The following is a 3,478-nucleotide window of genomic DNA, read 5'->3' as shown; positions in this document are numbered from 1 at the left end:
AACCCTTGTTACCTCATCTGAGAAAATGTTAAGTGAGTCCACCATCTGGTTGATGGTATCTTTCAACTCAGCGATCTCACCCTGTACATCGATATTAATTTTTTGAGAAAGGTCTCCATTTGCCACCGCGGTTGCTACATTGGCAATTTCCCTTACCTGAGCCGTAAGGTTGTTACCCATGATATTTACATTGTCGGTAAGGTCTTTCCAGGTACCGGCTACATTTGGTACCTGCGCCTGACCTCCCAGCTTTCCTTCGGTTCCTACCTCACGTGCCACACGCGTTACCTCACCGGCAAATACGTTTAGGTCATCAACCATTTGGTTAATAGAGTCAGCAAAGGTTCTGATCTCACCGCCTACTTCTAATGTTACTTTTTGCGTAAGGTCACCCTTACTCAAAGCGATGGCCACGTTACCCACCGCTCTCCATTGGTCGGTAATGTTTTTCGCCATGGTGTTTACGTTATCGGTCAGACCTTTCCAGGTACCTGCTACGTTTGGCACCACAGCTTGTACACCAAGTTTACCTTCTGTACCCACCTCACGTGATACCCTGGTCACCTCCGAGGCGAAAATATTCAGTGAGTCCACCATCTGGTTAAGGGTGTCTTTCAGTTCGGCAATCTCCCCTTTTACATCAATTGTAATTTTTTGAGAAAGGTCTCCATCCGCAACGGCTGTTGCTACATTGGCAATATCACGCACCTGATTCGTCAGGTTGCTTGCCATAATATTTACATTGTCGGTTAGGTCTTTCCATATTCCTGCAACATCAGGTACATCTGCTTGCCCTCCAAGATTTCCTTCCACACCCACTTCTCTGGATACGTTGGTCACCTCTGCCGCAAATATGTTAAGTGAATCCACCATTCGGTTAATGGTAGTCGAAAGCTGAAGTACTTCACCACCTTTCCCTTCTTCCGTAATCTTTCTTGATAAGTCACCATTTGCTACCGATGTGGTAACTCCAGCAATCTCTCTCACCTGTGCGGTAAGGTTGCTAGCCATTTGGTTTACATTGTCAGTAAGGTCTTTCCATGTACCGGAAACATTTGGTACGCTGGCCTGGCCTCCTAGTTTACCTTCAACTCCCACTTCTCTCGCCACTTGTGTTACCTGTTCAGCGAAAATATTAAGACTGTCAAGCGTCTGGTTGATTACATCTGCCATCGCTCTAAAGTCGCCTGTTACAGTAAGGCTAAATTTATCTTCCAGTTTACCACTGGCTATGCTGTTTAGAATGCGCGACACCTCGAGTACTGGTTTCGCAATAGCTTCAATCAGGATGTTTATATTGTCAATCAGGTCTTTCCAAACCCCACTTGCTGCTTTAAATTCTGCTCTGGCATCAAGGTTACCTTCGATACCACCCACTTTTGATATCCTGGAAACCTCAGTACTTACACCACCAATCATTTCAACCATGGTATTGTAAGCTTCAGAGAGGTCTGCAAACTTATCGTTACGTTCTTTAGCTAATCTCACAGACACGTCCCCCTCACGGAAAGATTCCAGTGCAAACATCAGTCGGTCAAGCTGCTCGTGTGCATAATCGACATCCTTAAACATGTCGGCATCAGGCACTCTTTTGGTTTTTTTAACTACCCGCTTAGTCGGTGTGCTTTTACTAGTCGTGGTAGTGCTGGTTTTTGTTGGGGTTTTTGTGGTCTTATTCGATTGCGTAGAAGTTTTTCTTTTAGCCATTTTATGGAAAAGGTTGATTAGTTAATTGTTGTGAATCTATCAAAATAGGCACAATCATTATAACAACTCAGTTTTAATCTGGTTATACTTCTGACTAAAAGTGTTAAACAAAATTTATAGCATACTGTGTATCAAACACTTAATGTCGATAATATTAAAAAATCCGTTCACCTATGCTACTTATCACCTTCACAATTCTCCAACTTATGACAGCTACTACCTTATTTGATTTTAATGCAAATACTACTATTCAATCATGGCGGGTGGTAGATGATGTAGTCATGGGTGGTAGATCATCTGGTAGCATCACGCTCTCTGAAGAAGGGCATGGACTCTTTAGCGGTGAGGTATCATTGGAAAACAATGGTGGCTTCAGCTCCGTAAGGCACAATTTGAAAGCCAAAGACTTAGCGCCATATAATAAGTTTATAGTTAGAATTAAAGGTGACGGCAAACGATACCAGTTCAGGGTGAAGTCTACTGATGTGCAACAGCATAGTTATGTAGCCAATTTTGAAACTACCGGTGATTGGCAAGAAATTGAAATCAGTTTCAATTCTTTGAAACCGACCTTCCGTGGTCGCGATCTTGATATGCCAAACTTTCCCGGAGAGCAAGTAGAAGAAGTTGCTTTCCTTATTGGTAACAAAAAGCCTCAATCATTTAAGCTTGAGATTGATTTTATAAAGGCTTCGAAATAAAAAAAGGAGGTCTAATAACCTCCTTTTACTCTACTATCTCCCTTACTTTATTTTACAGCCATTTTAAACTCTTTGAGTTGTTCTATGGCTCCTTCAATCATTCCTCGCTGCTGCTTTAGTTTTTCGTTGATGAAGCCAGGCATTGTCTCTTTCTGAATAACATCATTGTATACTTCCAAGGCCGCTTTTTCGCCTCTTTGTGCTTCCTCAATTACAGCTTCGCTTTCCTTAGACTGGAAGTTTGACTTTACATCCATCCAGTTTCTGTGGAAAAAGCCTGAAATCGTTCCTTCAGCTTTAGGTTCCACTCCTAAGTCTCTCGCGTCTTCTTTGAGTTCTTCTATAAACAGCTTTCTTTGTTGTGAAAGTCTGTTAAATATCGTCTTTATCTCGCTGTCTGCTGTCTCTTTCGCAGCCTGCGTATAACCAAGTGCACCGTCCTGACATAAGTCTAAGATGTCTTGTAGTCTGTCTTTTATCTCTTTATTATCCATAGTACTTTTACTGTTTTGTATTTTTTACAATGAATAATGCAGAGATCATTCCACCTGCTCAAAAACCAATATTTTCCTGTTTAGGGGGCAAGTATTGTGGAAATGTTTCTAGAAAGAAACGATAAACTGTTGTCTATAAGCAACAATGGCTACTTTTTACTCGCCAAATCACTCAAAAGCGACCTCACTTGTTTATAGTCGACTACGCTAAATTTAGCCACCGAATGTATATCTCCTACTTTAATGGTATAAGCTGAAGCCGGCATTACTTTAAAGGTATCCTCGTCAGTCCAGTCATCTCCAATTGCAATGGCAAAATCAGGGTCTATCTTTTGCAGCCACTTGTGCGCGGCTTTGCCTTTATTCACCTCTATATTTTTAATTTCAACCACCTTATTACCTTCCAAGACCTGCAAATTCATATTTACCGCCAGGTACTTTAAGTGACTGATTATCTCTCTGGCACGCAACTCTCCTAGACCGGTTTCTACTTTTCTATAATGCCATACCAGCGAGTAATCTTTTTCTTCTATAAACGAACCCGGTGTTTTATTTACATAAATATCTAAAATCGGT

General features: G+C 41.5%; 4 protein-coding genes. 1 reads left to right on the top strand and 3 read right to left on the bottom strand.

Annotated elements, in window-relative coordinates:
• Positions 1-1,707: HAMP domain-containing protein (locus E1176_RS03875; protein ID WP_155209256.1), on the bottom strand; the 1,707-nt coding region annotated here is incomplete at its 3' end.
• Between the two features lie 173 nt (positions 1,708-1,880).
• On the opposite strand from E1176_RS03875, the gene E1176_RS03870 reads away from it, so the two are divergent.
• Positions 1,881-2,408, top strand: coding sequence for a CIA30 family protein (locus E1176_RS03870; protein ID WP_246205930.1), 528 nt, complete (start codon positions 1,881-1,883; stop codon positions 2,406-2,408).
• A 47-nt stretch (positions 2,409-2,455) separates the two neighbouring features.
• On the opposite strand, the gene E1176_RS03865 is transcribed toward E1176_RS03870, so the two are convergent.
• Both E1176_RS03865 and otsB read right to left on the bottom strand, forming a co-directional pair.
• A complete protein-coding gene (locus E1176_RS03865; protein ID WP_155209255.1) occupies positions 2,456-2,902 on the bottom strand; it encodes a ferritin-like domain-containing protein in 447 nt (148 codons plus the stop codon).
• 149 nt (positions 2,903-3,051) lie between these two features.
• A partial coding sequence (gene otsB / locus E1176_RS03860) for a trehalose-phosphatase (RefSeq protein ID WP_155209254.1) occupies positions 3,052-3,478 on the bottom strand: 427 nt, incomplete at its 5' end.

Origin of the sequence: Fulvivirga aurantia, assembly GCF_009711475.1 — a bacterium.
GTDB classification, from domain to species: Bacteria; Bacteroidota; Bacteroidia; order Cytophagales; family Cyclobacteriaceae; genus Fulvivirga; species Fulvivirga aurantia.
The sequence above is the reverse complement of the archived record's forward strand: the minus strand, read 5'-3'. Positions and strand labels throughout refer to the sequence as shown.

Excerpts from the sequence above, each read along its gene's own strand:
- E1176_RS03870 (WP_246205930.1), top strand. The coding sequence starts at position 1,881 with ATGCTACTTATCACCTTCACAATTCTCCAACTTATGACAGCTACTACC.
- E1176_RS03865 (WP_155209255.1), bottom strand. The coding sequence starts at position 2,902 with ATGGATAATAAAGAGATAAAAGACAGACTACAAGACATCTTAGACTTA.